At 69.5% G+C, this 19,928-nt stretch carries 20 protein-coding genes and 3 pseudogenes; 9 read left to right on the forward strand and 14 right to left on the reverse strand.

The features are described from left to right. Positions 1 to 32: 32 nt before the first annotated feature. Genes ABCR94_RS16805 through ABCR94_RS16825 form a run of 5 tightly spaced genes read right to left on the reverse strand, consistent with a single transcriptional unit; the run spans position 33 to position 3,753 of the window. The gene (locus ABCR94_RS16805; RefSeq protein WP_347120091.1) at positions 33 to 560 is read right to left on the reverse strand and encodes a DUF6262 family protein; all 528 of its coding nucleotides are present in this window, start codon (positions 558 to 560) and stop codon (positions 33 to 35) included. Beyond that, on the reverse strand, positions 557 to 805 hold the full coding sequence (locus ABCR94_RS16810) for a transposase (RefSeq protein ID WP_347120092.1): 249 nt from the start codon (positions 803 to 805) through the stop codon (positions 557 to 559). Before ABCR94_RS16810 ends, ABCR94_RS16805 begins: the two co-directional genes overlap by 4 nt. Then, positions 805 to 2,589, reverse strand: coding sequence for a hypothetical protein (locus ABCR94_RS16815; RefSeq protein ID WP_347120093.1), 1,785 nt, complete (start codon positions 2,587 to 2,589; stop codon positions 805 to 807). Before ABCR94_RS16815 ends, ABCR94_RS16810 begins: the two co-directional genes overlap by 1 nt. Further along, entirely contained in the window at positions 2,589 to 3,233 is a 645-nt protein-coding gene (locus ABCR94_RS16820) for a tyrosine-type recombinase/integrase (RefSeq protein WP_347120094.1), read from the reverse strand. Before ABCR94_RS16820 ends, ABCR94_RS16815 begins: the two co-directional genes overlap by 1 nt. Then, positions 3,217 to 3,753 (reverse strand): hypothetical protein, encoded by a 537-nt coding sequence (locus tag ABCR94_RS16825; RefSeq protein ID WP_347120095.1) that lies wholly within the window; start codon positions 3,751 to 3,753, stop codon positions 3,217 to 3,219. The genes ABCR94_RS16820 and ABCR94_RS16825 overlap by 17 nt, the downstream gene beginning before the upstream one ends. 133 nt (positions 3,754 to 3,886) lie before the next feature. Here ABCR94_RS16825 and ABCR94_RS16830 point away from each other — a divergent pair. Further along, positions 3,887 to 3,973 (forward strand): annotated as a pseudogene (locus ABCR94_RS16830) (LexA family protein); the annotation flags it as partial. A gap of 158 nt (positions 3,974 to 4,131) precedes the next feature. Here ABCR94_RS16830 and ABCR94_RS16835 read toward each other — a convergent pair. The 5 genes from ABCR94_RS16835 to ABCR94_RS16855 all read right to left on the reverse strand — a co-directional run bounded on the left by ABCR94_RS16835 (position 4,132) and on the right by ABCR94_RS16855 (position 10,909). Next, entirely contained in the window at positions 4,132 to 5,058 is a 927-nt protein-coding gene (locus tag ABCR94_RS16835; RefSeq protein WP_347120096.1) for a carbohydrate ABC transporter permease, read from the reverse strand. Next, positions 5,055 to 6,392 (reverse strand): ABC transporter permease subunit, encoded by a 1,338-nt coding sequence (locus tag ABCR94_RS16840; protein ID WP_347120097.1) that lies wholly within the window; start codon positions 6,390 to 6,392, stop codon positions 5,055 to 5,057. The genes ABCR94_RS16835 and ABCR94_RS16840 overlap by 4 nt, the downstream gene beginning before the upstream one ends. An 11-nt stretch (positions 6,393 to 6,403) precedes the next feature. Continuing rightward, complete coding sequence (locus ABCR94_RS16845) at positions 6,404 to 7,735, reverse strand: ABC transporter substrate-binding protein (RefSeq protein ID WP_347120098.1); 1,332 nt, start codon at positions 7,733 to 7,735, stop codon at positions 6,404 to 6,406. Positions 7,736 to 7,748: 13 nt separating this feature from the next. Further along, positions 7,749 to 9,440, reverse strand: coding sequence for a glycoside hydrolase family 13 protein (locus ABCR94_RS16850; RefSeq protein ID WP_347120099.1), 1,692 nt, complete (start codon positions 9,438 to 9,440; stop codon positions 7,749 to 7,751). Positions 9,441 to 9,640: 200 nt separating this feature from the next. Next, a complete protein-coding gene (locus tag ABCR94_RS16855) occupies positions 9,641 to 10,909 on the reverse strand; it encodes an ABC transporter substrate-binding protein (protein WP_347120100.1) in 1,269 nt (422 codons plus the stop codon). A 170-nt stretch (positions 10,910 to 11,079) separates the two neighbouring features. On the opposite strand from ABCR94_RS16855, the gene ABCR94_RS16860 reads away from it, so the two are divergent. The 5 genes and pseudogenes from ABCR94_RS16860 to ABCR94_RS16880 all read left to right on the forward strand — a co-directional run. Next, complete coding sequence (locus ABCR94_RS16860) at positions 11,080 to 11,586, forward strand: PadR family transcriptional regulator (RefSeq protein WP_347120101.1); 507 nt, start codon at positions 11,080 to 11,082, stop codon at positions 11,584 to 11,586. Next, complete coding sequence (locus ABCR94_RS16865) at positions 11,583 to 12,374, forward strand: ABC transporter ATP-binding protein (RefSeq protein WP_347120102.1); 792 nt, start codon at positions 11,583 to 11,585, stop codon at positions 12,372 to 12,374. Before ABCR94_RS16860 ends, ABCR94_RS16865 begins: the two co-directional genes overlap by 4 nt. Positions 12,375 to 12,376: 2 nt before the next feature. Then, a complete protein-coding gene (locus tag ABCR94_RS16870) occupies positions 12,377 to 14,686 on the forward strand; it encodes an ABC transporter permease (RefSeq protein WP_347120103.1) in 2,310 nt (769 codons plus the stop codon). Positions 14,687 to 14,747: 61 nt separating this feature from the next. Further along, entirely contained in the window at positions 14,748 to 15,095 is a 348-nt protein-coding gene (locus ABCR94_RS16875; protein ID WP_347120104.1) for a hypothetical protein, read from the forward strand. A gap of 430 nt (positions 15,096 to 15,525) precedes the next feature. Continuing rightward, positions 15,526 to 15,710 (forward strand): annotated as a pseudogene (locus ABCR94_RS16880) (DJ-1/PfpI family protein); the annotation flags it as partial. Here ABCR94_RS16880 and ABCR94_RS16885 read toward each other — a convergent pair. Together ABCR94_RS16885 and ABCR94_RS16890 are read right to left on the reverse strand one after the other, a co-directional pair. Beyond that, positions 15,701 to 16,000, reverse strand: coding sequence for a tyrosine-type recombinase/integrase (locus ABCR94_RS16885; RefSeq protein WP_347120167.1), 300 nt, complete (start codon positions 15,998 to 16,000; stop codon positions 15,701 to 15,703). The pseudogene ABCR94_RS16880 and the gene ABCR94_RS16885 sit on opposite strands and share 10 nt — an antisense overlap. A 152-nt stretch (positions 16,001 to 16,152) precedes the next feature. Further along, a complete protein-coding gene (locus ABCR94_RS16890) occupies positions 16,153 to 16,626 on the reverse strand; it encodes a hypothetical protein (RefSeq protein WP_347120168.1) in 474 nt (157 codons plus the stop codon). Between the two features lie 134 nt (positions 16,627 to 16,760). Here ABCR94_RS16890 and ABCR94_RS16895 point away from each other — a divergent pair, with 134 nt between their 5' ends. Then, positions 16,761 to 17,231 carry a transposase gene (locus tag ABCR94_RS16895; RefSeq protein ID WP_347120163.1) on the forward strand — a complete coding sequence of 157 codons (471 nt, stop codon included), beginning with the start codon at positions 16,761 to 16,763 and terminating at the stop codon, positions 17,229 to 17,231. 67 nt (positions 17,232 to 17,298) lie between these two features. Here ABCR94_RS16895 and ABCR94_RS39100 read toward each other — a convergent pair. Beyond that, positions 17,299 to 17,376: pseudogene (locus ABCR94_RS39100) on the reverse strand (ABC transporter); the annotation flags it as partial. A gap of 138 nt (positions 17,377 to 17,514) precedes the next feature. On the opposite strand from ABCR94_RS39100, the gene ABCR94_RS16900 reads away from it, so the two are divergent. Then, positions 17,515 to 17,850 carry a transposase gene (locus tag ABCR94_RS16900; protein ID WP_347120105.1) on the forward strand — a complete coding sequence of 112 codons (336 nt, stop codon included), beginning with the start codon at positions 17,515 to 17,517 and terminating at the stop codon, positions 17,848 to 17,850. Between the two features lie 230 nt (positions 17,851 to 18,080). Then, positions 18,081 to 18,521, forward strand: a complete 441-nt coding sequence (locus ABCR94_RS16905) for a hypothetical protein (protein ID WP_347120106.1) — start codon at positions 18,081 to 18,083, stop codon at positions 18,519 to 18,521. Positions 18,522 to 19,075: 554 nt separating this feature from the next. Here ABCR94_RS16905 and ABCR94_RS16910 read toward each other — a convergent pair. Then, complete coding sequence (locus ABCR94_RS16910; RefSeq protein WP_347120107.1) at positions 19,076 to 19,600, reverse strand: hypothetical protein; 525 nt, start codon at positions 19,598 to 19,600, stop codon at positions 19,076 to 19,078. Positions 19,601 to 19,928: the final 328 nt, after the last annotated feature.

Raw genomic sequence — 19,928 nt, forward strand, 5'->3', positions numbered from 1 at the left:
GCATGCTCACGGTCAGGTTCTGCGGCGCCTGCCTACCCACGCTGGTTGAGCGCCCGGGTCAGATCGCGGTTGGCTTCCCGGGCTGCGCCCAGGTCCGCTTGGGACTCCTCAAGAGCAGCGGCCAGTTCGAGGTTGTGCTGCTCCAGGGCGGTGAGCCGGCGCTGGAGGTCGTCGATGTCGGTGGGCACGCCGAGTCCTGACTCCCGCCATGCCTGCTCGCCCAGCTCGCTGGACAGCCGCTTCTCCAGGAGCTGGATCCGCGCGGCGAGCCGGGCGTTCCGGGCCTGGGCGTGCGCGAGGTCGGCCTGCAGTGATGCCCGGCTTACCGTCGCGGCTTCGGATCCCGAGCCCCGTTGCGCCGGCTCCGCCTCGGCGGCGTGGACCAGCGCGAGGAGGTCCGGATGCCGGTAGAGGAAGGTCCGGTCCACCCCGGCGTGCCGGGCAATGGCGGACACGCTGATCCGGCCTGCGCCCTGGGCAGCGGCGTTGATCGCCTTGACCACACGCTGCCGGCGCCGGGCGGAGTCGGCCTTGCGGCCGTCGCTCATCGCCGCGCTCACGCCGTCCTCCTCGGCCGGACATCGGGCAGGGGCTGACCGACCCGGGGCATGCCGGGCATGCCCAGCGTCACGCCGCGCCCGCGGCGCACCACCGAGACGGCCTGCTCGATCTGGGCCCGCTCCTCCGCGCCCAGATCGTCCAGGTCCGCCCTGACACGGCTGATCAGCCGCCGGACCCGGCGGATCTCCTCCTCCGAGGGCATGGCCTCGCTGCGCGCCCAGTCGTCCGCCTCGAAGGCCGACATCAGCTTCTCGCGGCTGCGTAGGAGGGCGGCGAGGTACGCCTCCAGGTCCGGCAGGTAGGAGATGTCCGTGGTGTAGTGCTCGCAGCCCAGGCAGCGGACCTCAGCGGGCAGCTCTGGCCTCCCGCGGCCACGTTCGTAGGCTCCTTGCAGACGCGGTATGCGGTGGCGACCTCGCCGATCTGTTGAGCGATGATCACCGCCCCGGTGGCCTTGGCGATCGGAAGACGGCGGCCCAGACGGTACGCCTTGTGGTTGTCGTAGAGCAGGACGAGGCTGCCGTCCGGGGCGCGCTCCAGGCAGTCCAGGGGCAGCTGGCAGACCTCGTCGGGGCGGCGGCCCGTGTCGATCAGCAGCTCCGTGCAGACCCGTACCTCCACCCCGCTCATCTCTTCGAGCAGGTCCAGGTTGTCGCAGAGTTCCCGCATCACCTCGTCGGGGAGGTCCTTGCCAGCTTCGCTGTCCTCGGGCTCGTCCGGGATGTCCTCGGCGCCCATCACGAAGTCCGCCCGGAGCCCTTCGAGGACCTGGCCCCTGGCTGTGAGCCCCAGGGTCCGCCACCGGTTCAGCACCGTGCGGACCGTGCGCGCGATCCGCAGCCACTGGTGAACGCTGAGCTGCCCGGCCTCCGCCTTGAACGCGAGGCGGGTGCAGAACGCGGTGATGTCGCCGCGGTCAAGGAGCGCCACCACGTGGCCGCCGTCCTCGCGCTGGAGCCGCAGGCTCTGCGAGAGCTCCGCGACCGCGTTGATCCTCCCCTGCGGCCCCCGGCCGCCGGCCTTTCCCCGGCGGCGGGGCAGGTCATCGGCCGCCCAGAGTTTCGTCGCCTCCCGCAAGGCGCTCTGGTGGATCTTCGTGAAGTTCGCCGTGCCGCTGAACCCGAACACGGCCAGGTCCCACACATCCTTGCGGGCCTCCACCTCCGGACTCGCCCCGAGCCGGCTCAAGGTCTTCCGCATAGTCAGGACCAGGGTCGCCGTCTGACCGCGCAGTCGCGCCGCCTGTGGATCTCCGAGCCCGTCGAGGCTCTCGCACCGCAGAGCCCGCAGCCGCTCGCACAACGTGCGCAGCCAGAACCCGTACGTCTTCACCCCGTTCGCCGTCCGCGCCTGCACGCAGTACAGCAGCTCGGCGACGAGCCGCCGCGGCAGCCCCCGCATGCTGACCTCGTTGCTCATGGAGACCGGCGCGGTGGTCAGCCGCCACGCCTCCACATCGCCGTCGAAGGTCCCCGAGAACTTCGCCTTGCTCAGCCGCTGGCGGTGAGCGTCGCAGTACAGGCTCGTCGCTCTGACCCGATAGCGATGGCACGCCGCGACCTCGCAGCCTCTGTACCCAGGCAGCGGGACCGGCACCGGGTGGACCAGGAACTCCTCCAGCGAGACCTTCAGACGCTGTGTCCGCTGGTAGTGGTGGTTCTGGCACAAGGCCGCGGTCGGGCTCCGCCACGGCCGCCCGCACGCCGGGAAACGGCATAGCGACTGGGTTACGTGCTGGGCGTTGTACCGCGTCGCGGCCCCGAGGAACTCCTCCATGCCCAGCCCCGACTTGTTCCACCGCAACCGGCACCCTGAGCACAGCGGCCCGCTGCGCTCGAAGCCCTTGTCGCACCCGTCCACCTGGCACTCCTGCATCCCGATCACCGGATGAACCCGCGGGTAGAAGAAGACGCCCAAGTCCCAGTCCCAGCTGACGAGGCCGAGGAACTCCGGGTCCAGGGCCCCGACCAGCTCAAGCGTCCTCGCGTCCGGCTGCGCAGGCCGCACCGGCAGAGCGATCGCCGCCATCACCGCTCACCACGCCCGTGCAACTCCCGCGGGGAGGGAACCCGCTCGACCGCCTCGCGCAGCCGCGCCTGGTCCGGAATCACATAGGGCCGCGCCGACTCCGGGTTCTTCTGCCCGAGCAGGGCCTGCACCTCGTCCAGCCGACCGCCGGCATCCGACACGTTGCTCCCGAACGCCCGACGGGCCATGTGCGGAACCACCGCCCGCGGCAGCTTCGCCCGCCGCGTCAACCGCTCGAACAGCTCGTAGATCGCCTCCGGCTTCATCGGCGCACCGATCTCCCCCCGGAAGAGGTTCACCAGCAGGAAGTCGCTGCCGCCGGCCCCCAGCAGTTCGTAGCGCTCGTCGATGTACTGGTCGAACGCCTGCACCACCAGGAAGTCCACCGGCTGAATCCACGCGGCGCGCGACTTGGACCAGGCGCCGTTGGCGTTGTCGCGGCGCCGGACGTGCAGGTGAGGCCCCTTGTAGTCGCAGCCGAGCGCGCGCGAGTCCGGCAGCATGTGGCAGTCGGACCGGCGAAGACCTGCGGCCTGGCCCCGCCGGAGGCCCGCCCGCCCCAGCAGTACGACGACGAGCCGGTCCCGCGCGCAGCGGCACTCCAGGAACATGCTGACGAGCTCGTCGTCAGAAGCGCGGTCCACCACCGACTCCGGCTCCTGGGCGCGGTGGCGGGCCCCGAAGCCGGTACGAGAGCCCGGAGTCCTCCCCCTGGGCCTCCACCGGCAGGTCCCGGCTGTCGGCCAGCTCATAGATCTGCCCCAGCACGCTCCGCGGCGCCTCGTCCACCGAGACCGCGTACGACAGGAGCCCGCGGGTGGCCGACAGCACGACGTTGATCCTGCGCTCCTGCCGCACCGGCTTACCCCCCGGGCCGCTGACGAGAGCGCCGCGACTGTCCGGCCGTGAGGGAACATGCTTCAGCCAGACCATGAACAGGCCCAGGTCGCGGGGCGCCTTGCGCCAGTCCCGCGCCGTCGCACGGCACCAACGCAGATAGAGCGCCGCCCCGCCGGCGTTCGTCCTCGTGGTGAGTTCGGCGCGGCTCTTGCCGAAGCGCTGGTACCGCGCCCACTGATCGGCGACAGGGACGACTTGGAGCTCGTCATCCACGACGGTCCAGTAGCGCGTGCCCGAGGGCAGGGTCACGGGAAATGCCCGCATGTCTCTCTCCGGTGCTCTGACGGCTAAATGCAACAACCCGCCACAGAGCCACACCCCCCGAGTACGAGCGTCTTCACACCAACGAAGAGGACTCGCACCACGTCACGCCACACCTTCGGGAACCCCATAGAATGTGGCTGCTCTGCTGGACGGTGAGGCCACGGTGAAACGACTGCGGTGCGAGGCCGGCCGGGTGTGGCTGATGCCGCACAACCCGGCCTAGGAAACGCGGAAGCCGAATGCGGTGCGCAGCCGGCATGGTTGGTGACCAAGGTCGCGCCGCAGCCGACCGGCACCGACAGGGTCTGGTGCGGGTCGGCGGTGGGCGAGTTGGCGGCGGCGATGTGGCGGCCTGCGCTTTTGGGGTGGGCTGCCCGGCTATTTGACAGAGCCTGCCATTACCCCCTGGACGAAGTGCCGCTGGAAGGCGAGGAATACGACCAGCGGTACCACCAGGGAGAGGAAGGCGCCCGGGGCCAGCACCTCGATGTTGCTGCCGAACTGCCGCATTTCCGACTGGAGGGCGACAGTGAGCGGCTGGGCCTCGCTGTCGGCGAAGAGCAGCGCGACCAGCATGTCGTTCCACACCCAGAGGAACTGGAAGATGGCCAGGCTGGCCAGGGCCGGCCGGCCCAGGGGCAGCACCAGGCGGGAGAAGATCCGCCACTCTGTGCCGCCGTCCATCCGGGCGGCCTCCAGGAGCTCTCGGGGGATCTCCGCGAAGTAGTTGCGGAGCAGGAAGATCGCGAACGGGAGTCCGTAGGAGACATGGAAGAGGATCACACCCGGGATCGTGCCGAATAGCCCGACGGCGCCGAATAGTTTGGCCACGGGCAGCAGCCCGATCTGTACCGGAACCACCAGAAGCCCCACGACCACCAGGAAGATGGCATCGCGGCCAGGGAACTCCATCCAGGCGAAGGCGTATGCGGCCAGGGCCGCGATGGCAACGACCAGCGCGGTGGCGGGCACCGAGATCAGGACCGTGTTCCAGAAGGCCTGCGTGATTCCGGAATCCTTGAACAGCGCCAGGTAGTTGTCCAGGGACAGCTGCCCGGGATCCGTGAGTGCTGTCCACCAGCCTTCGGACGCGTTGTCCCGCTCGGCGCGCATCGACGACAGCAGCAGCCCGGCCAGCGGTGTGATCCAGACGAGTGCGACGACGATCAGGACGGCCTGGACCAGCCCGTTGCCCAGCCACTTGGCCAGGCGGCCTCCGCGACGCGGGCGTGGCGCCCGGACCGGCACGGGGGCCTTGGCGACTGGCCGGGACGGGCTGCGCTCGATGGTGCTGTGACTGCTCATGCTCCGCTCCTTCGGAAACGCCGGACGTTGAAGATCATGGCGGGTACGACCAGTAGCAGCAGCAGCATGCTCAGCGCGCTGCCGAGTCCCTGGTTGTTGCCGCCGCCGAAGGACACCAGCCACATCCGGGTCGCCAGGACGCCGGCTTCTTCCTGGACCGGTCCCGGCGCGATGATGTAGACGAGGTCGAAGACCTTCATCACATTGATCACCAGGGTCACGAAGACCACGGTCAGGACCGGGGCGAGCAGCGGCACTGTGATCTTCCGGAAGATCTGCAGCTCGGTCGCGCCGTCCATCCGGGCTGCCTCAAGGACATCCCGGGGGAGGGCGGCAAGTCCTGCCCCGATCAGCACCATCGAGAAGCCGGTCCAGATCCACAGGTAGGCGCCGATGATCGCCGGAGTGACCAGAGCGGGGCCGAGCCAGGAGATGCCCTGGTAGGGGGCCGCGAAGTTCTCGGCCGGGAGTCGGATGGTGTAGGAACCGGCCGGCAGTTGGGAGATGTTGAACGATCCGTTCGCCGCGGTGGTGGCCTTCGCGGCCACCTGTCCGTCGCGTACCGCCTCGACCGATATTCCTGGCAGGCCCTTCTCGGCCGGGTCGACCGTGCCCGGCTTGCCGCCTCCGCCGGGCGTGAAGTCGAGGTAGACCACACCCCTGACCTCGTCGTCGGCTGCCGCGGTCGAGGCAGCGGCCTGCGCGGGCCGGGCCCCGGACGGCATCTTGTCCGGTGCCACGCCCACGAAGCCGAGGCTGACCGATGTGCCGGGGGTGACGGTGTCGGTCGTACCGTAGGCGCCACCGGGTTGTTCGGTCAGGCCCTGGCCGTCGCGGGCCCGGGCGGTGGGGTAGGCGGACCGGTCGTCGAAGGTGTCATGGACTCCGACGGCCACCGCGTTGAGCACGCCGCGGTTCGGGTCCTCCTCGTAGGTGAGCCGGAAGATGATGCCGGCGGCGAGGAACGACACCGCCATGGGGAGGAAGAGCACCAGTTTGAAGGCGGTCGCCCAGCGCACCTTCTCGGTGAGCACTGCGAGCACCAGGCCGAGGCCGGTGAGTAGCAGCGGGGCCACGACCACCCAGATGGTGCTGTTGCGGATCGCTTTGAGTGTTGCGGGATCGCGGAATATCTCGCTGTAGTTCTCGCCGCCGACGAAGCGTTCGCCGCTCGCGTCGAAGAGGCTGCGGCCGGCGGAGAACACCACCGGGTAGACGACCAGGGCGCCGAGCAGCAGTAGGGCGGGCAGGACAAAAAGCAGCGCGATGTTCCGCCGCCTGCGTCGTTCCCGCTGCCGCGGATTGGTGGCAGCGGCGGATGTGGTGACAGCCATGGTGTGCGGCCTCAGTTCTTGTACGCCTTGGCGGCCGCGGTTTCGAGCTTGGCCGCGGTGGCCCTGGGGTCCGAGGCGTCGCGCAGGAAGTCCTGGAGGAGCTTCCACTCGCCAGCGCCCTTGGTGCCGCCGAACGCGGCCGGGGCCTGGTCGGACATGTCGAAGCGGACCGTGTCACCGGCATTCACGAGCGACTTGGCCGTGGTGCGGGTGGTGTCGTCGGCGTACGAGGAGAGCTCAACGTCCTTGTTGGGGGAGAGGAAGCCGCCCGCACCGGCCCACACCGAGGCCGCTTCGGGGGTGGCCAGGAACTCCAGCAGCCGCTGGGCCGCCTTCTGGTTCTTGCCTTCCTTGAGCACTACGGCCGCGTCACCGCCGCTGACCACCGGCGCCTTGCCGTTGCCGACGGGGGGGAACGGGAAGAACTTGGCGTCCTCGCCGAGCTTCTTGCCGAAGTCGTCCTTGGCCATGCCGCCGACGAAGTCGCCCTCGTAGACCATGGCGGCCTTGGGCTCGGGCCCGAAGACCTGCGCGATCGAGCCCGGAAAGTCGGTGCGCAGCGCGGCGGCGGAGCCTCCGGCGACGAGCTGCTTGTCCTTGAATACCTCGCCGAGTGTGGTCAGCGCCCTGACCACACTGGCGTCGGTCCAGGGCAGGGTGTGAGCGGCGAGCTGGTCGTACTTCTCGGGTCCGGCCTGGGAGAGATAGATGTTCTCGAACCAGTCGGTGAGAGTCCAGCCGTCCTCACCGGCGACGGAGAAGGCCGGCAGCCCCGAGTCGGCGAGTGTGCGGCCCGTCTTGAGCATGTCGGCATACGTCTTGGGCTCCACCGCGCCGGCCTGCTCGAAGGCGCTCGGGCTGTACCAGACGGTCGACTTGTGGGCCGCCTTGAAGTAGAGGCCGTAGTACGTCTTGCCGACGGTGCCGTAGTTCTTCCAGACGTCGGCGAGGTTGGCCCCGGCGGTCGTTGCGGTCTTCTTCGACAGCGGGGCGAGCCAGCCCTCCTTGGCGAACTGCTGGAGCACGCCGACCTGGGGCACCATCACCACGTCCGGGGCATTGCCGCCCTCGATCTTGCTGCCGATGTAGGTGGAGACGTTGTCGCCGCTGGGCACGAAGACCGTCTTGGCGCCGGTCTGCTCGGTGAAGGCGTCCAGCACCTTGCGGAAGTTTTTCTGCTCGCTGCCGGTCCAGACTCCGGCCACGGCCACGGTCTGGCCGCTGAGTTCCTGGCCGCTTTCCGCACCGGGGGAGGAGCCGCCGCAGGCCGTCGCGCCGAGGGCGAGGGCTATCGCGGCCGATGCGGCCGCCGTGGTCCGTCGGGTGGTGATGGGTCGTCGCATGTTGGGAGTCCTTCTAGGAGAGGGGCGGGGGGCAGGGGGTGAGGGAGCCGCCGGTCCACCAGGCGGCGGTCGCTCCGGGGAGCACCCCGTCCGGGCAGGGGCCGCTGGAGAGGAGCGGAGTGCCGGTGACCGGGGCGGCCACGGGGTCGGTGCCGAAGTTGACGGCGCAGATCAGCCCGTCGCCGCGGACCATGGCCAGGACCTGCGGGGGAGTCTCCAGCCAGCGCAGGCTTCCCTCGCCCAACTGGGGCAGACTGCGCCGCAGTTGAAGCCCATCGCGGTAGAGGTGCCAGAAGGAGCGGGTGTCGGCCAGCGCCCGGTCGGTGGCGTGCTCGGCGAACCACTCGGGCTGCGGCAGCCACGGCCGTGCGGCGGCCGCCCCCTGGCTGAAGCCGAAGGGCGAGGTGTGTCCGGACCAGGGCAACGGCACCCGGCAGCCGTCCCGGATGCGCGCGCGACTGCCGGTGCGGTGGAAGATCGGGTCGGTGAGCACCTCGTCCGGCAGGTCCAGAACCTCGGGGAGGCCGAGCTCCTCGCCCTGGTAGATGTACGCGGCTCCGGGCAGCGCCAGCATCAGGAGGGCGGCCGCGCGGGCACGGGCCGCACCGACTCCGCTGGCCTCGACGCCGGGCTCGCCCGCGTACCGGGTGACCGCGCGCACCTGGTCGTGGTTGTTGAGCACCCAGGTGACGGTGGACCCGGTCCCGGCGATGTCGCGTATCGCCCCGGTGATGGTCGCCCGGAAGGCCTCGGCGTCCCAGGGCGCGCTGAGCAGGTCGAAGAAGAACGCCTGGTGCAACTCGTCGGGCCGTACGTACAGGGCGTGTTCCCGCATGGTCGGCACGGAGACCTCGCCGACCAGCAGCCGCTGCGTGCCGTCCGCGGCTGCGTACTCCTCGCACACCGACCGCCAGCGTCGCCACACGTCATGGACTTCCAACTGGTTCCATGCCAGCGGGTTGACCGAATCGCGGGAGCGCTCGTCGGCCTCCGGGTCGGCCGAGTCGGGCAGCTCCGGGTGTTTGAAGAGGCCGGCTGCGACATCGATGCGAAAGCCGTCCACGCCACGGTCCAGCCAGAACCGGAGCACCCGCTCGAAGGAGTCGCCGACCTCGGGGTTGCGCCAGTTCAGGTCGGGCTGCTCTGGTGTGAACAGGTGCAGATACCACTGTCCGGGGGTGCCGTCGGATTCGGTGATCCGGCTCCAGGCGGGGCCGCCGAACATCGCCCGCCAGTTGTTGGGGGGCTCTGCCCCGTCCGGGCCGCGGCCGTCGGCGAAGTGGAACCGCGTGCGAGCCCCGCCGCCTGGTGCGGCGCCGAGTGCTTCGCGGAACCACGGGTGCTCGCTGGAGCAGTGGTTGGGGACGATGTCCAGGAGCAGTTTCAGCCCGAGCCGGCGGGCGTCAGCCGTCAGCAGGTCGAACTCGGCCAGGTCGCCGTAGACGGGGTCGACGTCGCAGTAGTCGGCGACGTCGTAACCATGGTCGTGCTGGGGGGAGGGGTAGAACGGGCTGAGCCAGATGCCGTCGACGCCGAGCTTCCTGAGGTACGGAAGTCCGGCGCGGACGCCGGCCAGATCTCCGATGCCGTCACCGGTGCTGTCGAGGAAGCTGCGGACGTACACCTGGTAGATCACCGCATTGCGCCACCATGCGGTGGCTGTGCGGGAGGCGGGGCCGAGGGCGGCCGGAAGGGTTGTGAGCATCTCGCGGTGACCTGTTCCTGCTGGATGCGAGAGCGCCCCCAGAGCGGGTGCGCTGTTATGCATGCATGTTAAGTAGGAGTAACCAGCAGGTGTCAATGAAGGTGCGCAAAGTGGCCCGAGTTTGTCCCTATGTGTGACGGTGTACACCACAGCCCCCTACTTAACGTGTAAGTAGGGGGCTGTGGTGTACGGCAGTGAATTCAGCCCTTGCGGGCGATGGCTCCCAGCTCGCGCGAGAGCCGTGCCACGGCCTCCTGCGGCGTCTGCCGCAGCGCCAGGACGGCCTGCACGACGGCCTGCACGACGAGGCTCACCTGCTCGTAGCGGGGGCTCTTGGGGCGCGGCTCGGCCGCCAGCACGCTCTGCCGCAGCGTCGGCAGATACGGGTAGGCCCGGATCAGCGCGGGGTCCTCGTAGAGCGCGGCCCGCACCGGTGGCAGCGACCCCTGGGTGAGCACCTGCCGCTGGACACGCTCGCTGGTGAGATAGGTGATCAGATCGGCCGCCGACTCCGGGTGCCGGGAGTGTCTGCTGACCGCGAGGTTGGAGCCGCCCAGCACGCTCGTGCCCGGCCCGGACGGGCCCGGGAGCGGCACCGCACCGAACTTGCCGGCCACCTTTGAACCCGGTGCGTTGGCCGCCGAGTAGACATAGGGCCAGTTCCGCAAAAAGAGCAGCCGGCCGTCCTGGAAGGCCTGCCGGGACTCCTCCTCCTTGTAGCCGAGCGCCTTGGGGGAGATCCAGCCCTGCCGTACACCGCCGGCCAGGAACTCCAGCCCGGCCCGGGCGGCGGCCGAGTCCACCGTGACCCGTGAGCCGTCGTCCCGCAGGATCGAGCCGCCCGCCGAATGCACTGCCTCGGTGGCATTGACCGTCAGTCCCTCGTACGGCAGGAACTGGCCGGCATAGCCGTCCATGCCGTACCGGGGAGCGATGGTCCGGGCCTGCCGGGCCAGCTCGGCCCAGGTGCGCGGCGGCCGTTCGCCGGCCCGGTCCAGGATGTCCTTGCGGTAGTAGAGCAGCCCCGCGTTGGTGACATACGGGACGGCATACAACTGCCCGTCAAAGGTGGCCGTGTCCACCACCGGCGCCAGGAAGGCGTCCAGCGGGAACCGGTCCCGCCGCAACGGGGAGATCCAGCCCGCCGCCGCGAACTCAGAAGTCCAGGCCACATCGATGTTCAGCACGTCGAACCGGTCGCTGCCGGAGCGCAGTTCACTGATCATCTGGGCGCGGGTCTCGTCCGCGGAGTCGGGCAGCTCCACGACGGTGACCCGCTCGTCGGGACGGCTGCGGTTCCAGTCGTCGAGCAGCGGGCCGAGATAATCGGTCAGATCGCCCGCCGTCACCAGCGTCATGGGGCCGCGTCCTGTGGGGGCGGTCCCGGGCGGGGCGGCGAATCCCGTGTATCCCGTGAGCAGCACCGCGACGACGAGGAGCCCTCTACCCGCGGCATGTATCCACCGCATAGGTTCCTCCCGGTGCACCGATCCGGCCACGCCGCCGACCGCTGCGGCCTATGTATACCTGTTAGGCATGGGCGATACTAGACGTCGAGGCGGAGAGCACTGGTGGCGCAAGCCACAACCAGTACCCGAGCCGAACAAGAAACTAATGGGACCGGGGAGGGAGAGAGCGCGTGCGGCTGCCGCTCCTGGCACTCCTCACCCGTGGCCCGGCGCACGGATACGAACTCAAGCAGGGCCTTGAGAAGCTCCTGGGCGCCGCGTACCCTCAGCCCAACGTCGGCCAGATCTATGTCACCCTCGGACGGCTGGAAAAGGCCGGTCTGATCGGCGGCGAGGACGTCGAGCAGTTGGACAGACCCAACAAGCGCACCTACCGGCTCACTGACGCCGGGCGTGAGGCCGTACTGGCCTGGTTCGACGAGACCACGGACGAGCCGCGGGTCCGCGACGAGTTCTTCATGAAGATGGCCCTGGCACCTGAGTCCGGGCTGGCCGACCCGATCACGCTGATCAACAAACAGCGACGGCAGTATCTGAACACCATGCGTGACCTGTCGAAACTGGCCGCCGCAGAGGACCGGGACAACAGGGTCTCCCAGCTGCTGATCGAGGGCGCGATGCTGCACTTGCAGGCCGACCTCGAGTGGCTGGAACGCTGTCAGGAGGAGCTGGAATGAGCGACGACACCGCTCCTGCCGCGCCGAGCACTCCCGTGCAGGGCGACCCGGTGCCAATCGTGCGCGCCGAGAAACTGACCAAGACCCATCACGGCGAAGGCACGCCCGTACACGCCGTACGCGGAGTGGATCTGACCGTCCAGCCCGGGGAGTTCGTTGCCATCACCGGCCCCTCCGGCGCCGGCAAGTCCACTCTGCTCCACCTGATCGGCGGCCTCCAGCGGTCCGACAGCGGCAGCCTCTGGCTCGACGGCCACCGGGTGGACGCGTACCGCGAGGCCCGCTGGGCGGTGCTGCGCCGCCGCAGTATCGGCATCGTCTTCCAGTTCTTCAACCTGGTCTCGGACCTCACCGTCGCCGACAACGTCGAACTGCCCGCGCTGCTCGCGGGCGCCTCACCCAAGGCAGCCCGCGAAAGCCGGGCCGAACTGCTCGCCGACCTCGGCCTCGAAGGCAGGGAACGTTCCATGCCGGGCGAACTCTCCGGCGGCGAACAGCAGCGCGTCGCCCTGGCCAGGGCCCTGGTGAACCATCCCGCGCTGCTGCTCGCCGACGAACCGGCCGGCAGCCTCGACAGCAAGGGCACCCGGGAGGTACTCCGGCTGCTCTCCCGCTTCCACCAGCGCGGCCAAACGATCCTGCTGGTCACCCATGACGCTCGGATGGCCAGTGCGGCCGACCGGGTCATCAGCTTCTTCGACGGGCGGATAGCCGACGACGCCTCACTCGGCGAGGGGCAGCGCCCCACCGGCCGTGGAGTCTCCGGCGTGCTCGAACTGAAGGACTGAGCGTGCGGGCCACACTGCGCTGGGCGCACGCTGACCTCCGGGCTCACCGCGGACAGTCCGTCTTCGCCGTCCTGGCCAGCGCGGGCATCATCGCCTCGCTGCTGCTCGCCGTGGCACTGTTCAGTTACGCAGCCAACCCCTGGCAGCGGGTCTTCACCCAGTCCCAGGGCGCGCATGTCTGGCTCCACACCCAGGGCCCCGCGAACACCGGTGCACTGTCCGACCTCAAAGGCATCGCCGGTATTTCCGGGCCGTACCGCACAGGTCAGGTCACCCTCGAGTCCCGTGGCGTCCGGGCAGGAGTGGCCCTGCGCGCGGCGGACACCGCGCCGCCGGAGATCGCCCGGCCGCTGGTCATCGCCGGCAGCTGGCTCGACAAGCAGGCCGGGGGAGTCGTATTGGAGAGCTCCCTGGCCCGCGCACTCTGGGCGGAGCCGGGCGACACCCTGACCGTCGCGGGAGCAGACCAAGGCGTCCGCACCCTCCGGGTGGCCGGAGTCGCCGAAACAGTGGAACCCCGCTACCGGCCGGGCGGCGAGCCCGGCATCGGCTGGGTGCTGCCCGCCACACTCGACGAAGCGGCGCCCCGGAGCACCCGCCAGAGCGTGGGGCTGCGGCTTCAGGACCCCGCCGACATCGATTTCACCGTCCAGCAGGCCGTCACCCGGCTCGGCTCCGACCGGGTCGCCGAGGTGACCACATGGCAGCAGGCCCGGGCCGAAGCGGGCAGCGACGACCGACTGCTCGGGCAGCTGTTCGCCGTCTTCGGACTGGGCGCCCTGCTGGCGGCAGCGCTCGCCGCATCCGGGGCGATCAGCGCCCGTATCCGCGGTCAGCTGAGGGACATCTCGATCCTCAAGGCGATCGGGTTCACACCCGGTCAGGTAGTACGCGCCTTCCTCGTCCAGCACCTCGCCTTCGCGTTGCTCGGGGGCGCTCTGGGCGCGGCGGCCATCTCGCTCGTGGGCGCCCTGATACCCGGCCGGATCGGGGAAGCGGCCGGGGTGTGGCAGGACATGCCTGGACACACCGCGCTGCTGGTCGGCGTTCCCAGCGGCGCGGTGCTGCTGATCGCGACCGCCACCGGACTCACCGCCTGGCGGGCCGGCCGGGTCCCGCCGGTGCCCGTTGCCCGGGCGGCGCTGCCCCCGGCCGCCTCCATGACGGGACTGGGCCGCCGGGCACTGGGCATGGGGGTGCCGCCCGCACTGGTCCTCGGCTGGCGGGCAGCGTTCCCGCGACGGCTGCGCACCGTGACCACGGTGGCCCGGCTCGCGCTGCCGCTGCTCATGATCACGGCCGCGCTCGTCACCTGGTCGACGTTGGACATGTTCCGCAGCCGTCCCGCGGAGATGGGGATGCCCGCTGCGCTGACCGTACGAGCCGAGCAGCCCGGCAGCCTCACGGGCCCGGAGCTCCGGCGTGCCCTGACCGCCCCGCCGGACGTCGCCGCGGTCCACCCGGGCGTGGAGGTCGCGGCCCTGGTTCCCGGGCAGACCGGCACCATCACCCTGCGCGGGCTCGGCACCGCCCGCACCCCCTACCCCTTCCGCGTCGTCGAGGGACGCCCTGCCGACGGCCGCGACGAGGCGGTCGCCGGCCAAGGGCTGCTCGATCTGCTGGACGTGCGGGTCGGTGACTGGATCCGGATGACAGTCGAGGGGCGGCCGCAGATCCTGCACATCGTCGGACGCAGCATCGAACCGGATGCCGGCGGCCGGGTCATCTCCACAACGGTCGACACCCTCGAGAAACGCGACCCGGCGCTGCGGACTGACTTCTACGATCTCGTCCTGCGGCCCGGCGCGGATACCCGGACGGTGAGCAGGGATCTGGCCGAGGCGGCCGGAGGAACCCTGGAGATCCGCGAGACGCCCAACCCCGCCGACCGGCTGGAACCGGCACGGGGGGTGATCGTGGCCCTGATCGGGGTGCTGGCCCTTATCGGGCTCATCGAGCTGCTGACCCTCATCGGCACAGGCGTACGCGACCGCGGCCGTGATCTGCTCGCGCTCAAGGCGATCGGCCTGACACCCCGCGAGATCAGCGCGGCGATCGTGACGGCCGCCGGTTTCACCGCACTGCTGGCCGCGGTGATCGGCACGGGTCTTGGAGTGCTGTCCGGCAGCTGGCTGGTGGACACCCAGGGCCGTACCAGCGGTATGGGCGCGGGGATCGCCCACACTCCGCCGGCGCTGTTGCTGGCCGGGGTCACCGTCGGCGCGGTGCTGGTCGCGGCCGCGGCCGCGGTAGTGCCGGCGACCCGTACCGCGCGCCGTCGGCTTGCGGATTCGCTGGCCGAGACACTCTGACGGCTCGCGAGCGCGGACCGGGCCCCCGGGGCAGTCGGCTTGCCGAAACGACAACCAATCCTTGGGTGTGCCCCGGGGCGTCCCGGACGTGAATCTGTCCGAGCCCTTTACAGCCGCCGCGAACGACGACGACGTGATCCCCGCATCGGCATCGGGCAGCCAGCCGGCCGACCCGGGCGCATGGTCGTGGCCCGCTCCATCCTCCGAGTTGCCGGTCTGGATCGGACAGGTCCGCAGCGGTACGTACGAGGCACTCGTCAACGGCCGCATCCGATCCGGCGCGAGCGAGCGCGACACCGACTACAACAAGGGCAAAGCCACGACCAACGTCACCGTGCACAACAGCGTCGCGCTGCCCGGCATGACCCAGAAGACGAACATCGGCGTCGAGGCGACCGAAGTGTCGTAGGACCCACACTTGAAGATTGCGCGATCGACCACCGCAGGACGCTGCCCACACCACCGGTACGGCGTGTGCGACATTGGGGCTCTTCGCCAGGAGGCCACCCCCTGGTGAACATCCTTTCCGTCAGGAAAACAGTGATTGCCGCAACGGTGGCGCTCATCGCCGCGACGGTCGGCCGTCGTTCGATGCGGTGGTGTCGACTGGCTCGGGCGACGCCGCGCTCCGCGAGGCTCGCCTTTTGGCACAGCCTCTGCGTGAAGACGGCCTCGACGTGTGTCGCGCCTGGGCGCGATCGTGCACACTGTCTGGCCGCAACAACAAGCAAGGGCAGAAGGCCGTCGACGCGAAGATTCCGTTCCTGCACGTCGAACTGAATTTCGGCGTCCGCTCAAACGGTGAGCGTCTGGGCCGGACGACGGCCGCTATATCCGCCATCAATCTCGTTCCCGGCTACCGGTACCGGACCGTGACGACCCGCCGCAGGCCGTCGTTGATGCGCTGATTGCCGCCCACCATCGGGGCGCGCGGCTCGCCGCGATCTCCACGGGCGCCTTCGCGCTCGCTGCCACGGGCCTGCTCGACGGCAAGCGCGCCACGATGCACTGGCATTACACGCGCCCCTGCCGCAGCCAATCGACCAGCGCGGCACCGACATCCGCGGGCAGCGGCATCCGGTCGACCCGTCCGCCCTTGCCCCGGACCACCAGCTCGCCGCCGCGCCAGTCCAGACCCTCCAAGCACAGCCGCGTCACCTCGACCGCCCGCAGGCCCAGCCGTGCCATCAGCAGCAGAATCGCAAAGTCACGCCGTCCCAACGCGGTGGTCCGATCGCAGCTTTCCAGCAGGACCGGCACCGCGTCCGTGCCGGACGGCAACCGGCTCAGCCGCCATCCGGCGACCGACGGCACCGCCGCGGCCAGGTCCCGGTCGAGGGCCGCGGGTCACGAACAAGAACCGCAGCAGTGCCCGCAGACTCGACGTCACCACCTTCATCGACCCGGTTGCGTACCGCTTCGAGGTGTCCTGGATGAAACCGGCCACCGACTCCGGGCTCAGCCGGTCACCGAAGCTGACCCTCGACGAGCTGCGCGGTCAGGAACCCGCGGGCGACGTCGGCCCGCCCGCGAACCGTACGTTCGCCGAGCTGGCGCTCACGCAGCAGATAGCTGCGGTACTCCTCCAGCACGCCCTCGACCGGGCTCTCGACCGCGCCATGCTCCTGCGGCGGGACGGCACCGGCGTCCCGCAGAAAGCCGAGCATCAGCTGCAACGACCGATCCGTCAGCCACCGTCGGTGCCCGGCGTCCCGCCGTGCCTGGACGAACTCCTCCACCCGCTCGGCGGTCAACTGCCCCGGAGCCAGCCCTTCGCATTCCAACCAGCGGCTCAGGTCCGCCAGTACGTAGGCATGATCCTGAGAGGACCGCGGCGTGAACCCGCGCCGCACCAACTCCAACCGGAACGGATGAACCGACAGGGCCAGTGGCCCCGACACCCGCACCGGATACCGACCGTCTGTCGCTGCTTTGACCATGAGCGCGCCTCCTTCGAGAACCTCTACGCAGGAGACCGCGCAGGACCGCTGTTATGACGTCCCTTCTCCGAATTCGCCACCGTCAGCCAGCCATAGCCACCCGACCCGCCATAACCGACGCCCCCAGATAATTGTTGCTATCCCGGTGCCGGGATAACGGGAAGAAGATCAACGGCAGGCGCCGGCACCTGATCTGCGACACCACCAGCCTGCTGCTCATGATCAGCGTCACCGTGGCCTCGGTCACCGACCGGCAGGCGGCCACCGACATGCTCCCCGTCCTGCGCACGCGTTTCCCCACGATCACCAGGCTGTGGGCCGACGGCGGCTACACCGGCGTCCTGATCACCTGGGCCCTGACCGTGCTGCACCTGGTCGTCACTGTGATCAAGCGCAGCGACGACGTCTCCGGCTTCGTGGTGCTACCGCGCCGTTGGGTGGTGGAACGGTCGTTCGCCTGGCTGCTTCGCTCACGCCGGCTGGCCCGCGACTACGAGCGGCGCCCGGACTCTAGCGAGGCGATGATCATATGGTCGATGACCCAGCTGATGACCCACCGCCTCGCAGCCCCGGCGCGAGCGCGAACCGCCCTGAAGGCTCCTTGACCAGCCAGCCTCTCGCACCAGCCGGTTCGTCTTCGACCGCACCCCCTCGGTCTTCGAGTGCACCGGCGCCACCCCGAGTGCCGTCAAGGAGGATCACCCGCGCGTCGTGGGCGAGGGCGCAAGCGATGCCGACACGGCGGAGTTGAGAGTTGCGACGAGGAGAGCGTCAACGTCATCACGGACGTCGCCACCACGGTCCCCGGCCGCGACATCACGGCCCTGCCGGGCGTCCACACCCGAATCAGGCGGCGCCGCCTCCTACCGTCGGAGCATCTGGTGGACAGTGGCTACGTCTCCGTGCCACCTGCACGAACTCCAGGCCCAGAACCGTGCCGACCAGCAGGACCCGCACTGCCAACGCCGGTACGCTGCCCGGTCCGGAATCGAGGGCACCGTCAATGAGTTCGTCAACGGCCACCAGATGCGACGCTTCCGCTACCGAGGCATCACCAAGGCTCATGTCCAGCACGTCTTCACCGCCATCGCGATCAACATCAAACGCCTCAGCGAACAAGAACCCCCGGACTCCACCTCCCGGGCTCGCCCACCGACGGCGTTCCAGCAGTACCTCGACGCCCACGGACTACCCCGCCCCCGCTGGTGGCGCCAAGGACAATGACCTTGAAAAGCCAAGATCCTCGACAGAGTCGCTCAGAGTTCCCCGTCGATGCCTTGATGGCCCTCGGGCCCACCGCCCCGATACCTTGGTGGGTCATCAAGGTATCGGCATTCACACAGGTCAAAGCATTGGTAACGCTGATTGCCAGGCGTTGCAGCATTTGGCCGGTGTTAAGACTTTGCCGGGGCCCTGGTGCGCGGGGTGGCGGCCGGGCAGGCTAGTTTGCTCGGATGAGTCTCCTTGATGATGTGGCCGAGCGCGACGGCTGGCGGTGCTGGGTGTGTGACGAAGCGGTCGACCCCGACGAGTCGGTGAACGACCTGCGGGGGCCCAGCGTCGACAGCCGGACCGCCGACCGGAAGGCCAAGGTCGCCGAGCGGCTCGCGCACCGCGGATGCAACACTCGCAAGGGCGCGGTCAAGGTGGTCATCGCCTGGCCGGACCGCCTGTACGTGGTCGAACCCGCGCCGCTGATCACTGTTGCCGGGAGGCTGGAGCGCAAGGGGGGCCGCGAGATGGTGGGTCGTTGTCCGACCAGGCGGGACGCCCAAGAGGCGGCGGATTGGCTGGTGGACCGGTTCTCCCGACTGGTGCCGGGGCTGCCGGTGACCGCCGACATCGAGGCGGGCGGCGGCCAGTTTCTCGTCATTCTGGCCACCGGCCGCCGCTGACCAGGGATCACCAGCGCACACTCGCAGCTTGCCCCGCGCCCCGACATCGAGCCCCAGCACCTCGCCGACCTGCCGGACCGCGACCGGTTCGCCGGCCTTGCGCACGACGGTGAGGATGCGCTGGTACTCCGGCGGGAGCGCCGTCTGTTGAACTCCCGTCCCGCGGTCCGGGATCGTCCACACCGTCCGGCCGCCCACCTGTGCGGATACCGGTGCGTCCGCAGCAGCTCCTGGGCGATCTGCTCGCTCATCCGCTCAAGGACCCGTATCGCGACGGCGAGTTCGTCCCGCTCGGCCCGTATCTCTTCCAGCTGTTTGACCAGCTGTTCTTCGAGTCCGTCCAGCTCCGCGCGTCGCGCGGCGATCCGTTCCAGCGTCTCGGGGTCCACCATGGACCGGATCGTAGAAGGCGTACTGGCAGCGGCGGGCAGGAACCGGCGAAACCGCCCTGCCCGACGATCTACAGGGCAGACAACCGCCCACGACCAGCGCGAGCACCCCGAACGAACGTCACGGAAGACCACCTGACCAGCGGTTTTGAAGTGGGCGCACGCTCAGAGAACCGTGCGTAGATCCACAAGAGGCGTGCCCTTCTCCGGCTCGCGGGCGAGGTGGTCGCGGGCGCGGTCTTCGGCGAACAGGTCGCGCAGATGCATGCCGGGGAATTGGAGTGGGTCCCTCCGGCCGGTCAGAGCGATGCGCAGCCGATAGGCTGTGTCGCCGTCGCGCACCAGCACATCGCACCAGTGGGGATGCGGTGACTCAACACCGACCAGGGTGACGTGTTCTTCCGCCAACGGCATGATCCAGGTGGCCAGGTCTTCCAGCAGCCACGCCATGTTCATCCATGCAGGGGCGTCGGTGGCGGGCTGCCAGTCGTATTCGCGTCGGCCTTCGCGTCCTGGCACGGGGGGCGGCTCGCCTTCCGCGTAAAGCGGCGGCTCGGGTGTGGTCCCGGTGTCGGTGAAAGCGAGGTGCCGGGAGTTGATCGTCACTGCGGACAGGCTGTAGCCATCTGCGCCGAGCCCGAAGGCGGCCTCGGAGGCGCGGGTGAGGAATTCGCTGTCGGGACTGGCCACCAGTCTCCTTCCAAGAACCCAAGAACTGGAAAACGCGCCGCCCCTGAGGCCTGAGTGCAGGCGGGGGCTGCCCTGTGAACTGAGCAGCACTACATGCCCGTCGCAGGCGACAGAGTGTTACGCGTCCATGCAACTACATATCGGAGACCAGGAAACGGCCTGCCGACCGCCTGGTGAGGTTCCTACCTTGCGGCAGCTTTCTCATTGACGCCGGCCCGCACGTCTGCGGATTGCACGGTTCGCGCGAGCGGCTCGTACGCACGCACGTACCTGTTGATGTCCTCGGCCGCTACAGAGCGCCTGTTGGACTTGGCCAGGGCCGACGTCA

It is taken from the genome of Streptomyces changchenzhani, assembly GCF_039766235.1.
In the GTDB taxonomy this organism is placed as follows: domain Bacteria; phylum Actinomycetota; class Actinomycetes; order Streptomycetales; family Streptomycetaceae; genus Streptomyces.